Here is a 1849-nt window from a genome sequence, read left to right on the forward strand (position 1 = left end):
CCAGGATCAGATGCCGCAGGCACTCGACCCCGCGAGCATCCCCGACCAGATGGCGGGCGTTCCGGAGTCGGAGCTTTCCCTGTTCAAGGAGTGGGAGAACTTCGATATCCGGATCGTTCCGCGCGATCAACTGGTGACCCACGGCGCATTCGCCGCGCAGCAGCGCGTCTGGTTCCGCTACCGGGAGCCGCTGCCCGACGATCAATTGCTGCACGTGTGCACGCTCGCCTACATGAGCGATATGACGCTGCTGGGGTCGTCGAAAGTTGCGCACCCCGGCGTGCGGGCGCAGACCGCCTCGCTCGATCACGCCATGTGGTTCCTGCGTCCCTTCCGCACCGACGAGTGGCTCCTTTACGATCAGACCTCGCCGTCGGCGGGCGGCGGCCGGGCACTGACGCAGGGCCGGATCTTCGACCGGGAGGGTCGCATGGTCGCCGCCGTCACCCAGGAGGGTTTGACCCGGACCAACGTGCCGGCTGATCAGATATCGATCATGAAGTCCGCGAAGTGAGCGCAACCATCGGCGTCCTCGCCCTACAGGGCGATGTACGCGAGCATCTCGATGCGTTGAGTGCCTGCGGCGTCCGCGCCGTCCCGGTGCGCCGGGAAAGGGAGTTGCATGCGGTCGACGGACTGGTGCTGCCTGGCGGCGAGTCGACCACGATGAGCAAACTGCTCGACGTCTTCGAGATGTACGAGCCGGTGCGCACCGCGATCCGCGACGGCCTACCCGCCTACGGCTCATGTGCGGGCATGATTCTGTTGGCCTCTCAGATTCTGGACACCCGCCCGGATGCGACGCACCTCGATGCGCTCGACATCACGGTGCGCCGCAACGCTTTCGGGCGGCAGGTGGAGTCGTTCGAAGCGGACTTGGAGTTCACCGGGGTAGCCGACGACGACGACCCGTTACGCGCAGTCTTTATCCGCGCCCCCTGGGTCGAGTCGGTGGGTCCGGACGTACAAGTCCTCGCCACTATGCCGGAGGGCCCGGCCGCGGGGCGTATTGTCGCTGTTCGTCACGACGACGTGCTCGCCACGTCATTTCATCCCGAGGTCACCGGCGATCTCCGGGTTCATCAGTACTTCGTCGACATCGTCACGGGTCGGCGGACGAGGGAAGGGAGAGCCTCATGAGTGGACACTCCAAATGGGCCACCACCAAACACAAGAAGGCCGTCATCGATGCCAAGCGCGGCAAGATGTTCGCCAAGCTGGTCAAGAACATCGAGGTTGCGGCCCGCACCGGTGGCGGCGACCCGGCCGGTAACCCGACGTTGTACGACGCGATCCAGAAGGCCAAGAAGACCTCGGTCCCGAACGACAACATCGAGCGGGCCCGCAAACGCGGCGGCGGCGAAGAAGCTGGCGGCGCCGACTGGCAGAACATCACCTACGAGGGCTACGGGCCCAATGGTGTCGCCCTTCTGATCGAATGCCTTACTGACAATCGCAACCGTGCGGCCGGCGAAGTTCGGGTCGCGATGACCCGCAACGGCGGCAACATGGCCGATCCGGGGTCGGTGTCCTACTTGTTCACTCGCCGCGGCGTCGTGACGCTGGAAAAGGGCGAGCAGACCGAGGACGATGTGCTGATGGCGGTGCTCGACGCCGGCGCCGAAGAGGTCAATGACCTTGGCGAAGTCTTCGAAGTAGTTTGCGAGCCGACCGATCTGGTGGCCGTGCGCACCGCATTGCAGGAAGCCGGGATCGACTACGACTCGGCCGAGCCGGATTTCCGCGCCTCCGTCGAGGTTCCGGTGGACGCCGAGGGTGCCCGCAAGGTGATGAAGCTGATCGACGCGCTGGAAGACTCCGACGATGTGCAGAACGTGTACAGCAACGT

General features: G+C 65.0%; 3 protein-coding genes. All 3 read left to right on the top strand.

Features of this window, described 5'->3' with window-relative positions; translation table 11 throughout:
- On the top strand, positions 1-514 hold a 514-nt coding region (locus WAW85_RS05800; RefSeq protein WP_422558692.1), incomplete at its 5' end, for an acyl-CoA thioesterase.
- Positions 511-1140, top strand: a complete 630-nt coding sequence (pdxT, locus tag WAW85_RS05805) for a pyridoxal 5'-phosphate synthase glutaminase subunit PdxT (RefSeq protein WP_422558693.1) — start codon at positions 511-513, stop codon at positions 1138-1140. The genes WAW85_RS05800 and pdxT, both read left to right, overlap by 4 nt.
- Positions 1137-1849: YebC/PmpR family DNA-binding transcriptional regulator (locus WAW85_RS05810; protein ID WP_422558694.1), on the top strand; the 713-nt coding region annotated here is incomplete at its 3' end. The genes pdxT and WAW85_RS05810, both read left to right, overlap by 4 nt.

Origin of the sequence: Gordonia sp. (in: high G+C Gram-positive bacteria), assembly GCF_049299075.1 — a bacterium.
Lineage (GTDB): Bacteria > Actinomycetota > Actinomycetes > Mycobacteriales > Mycobacteriaceae > Gordonia.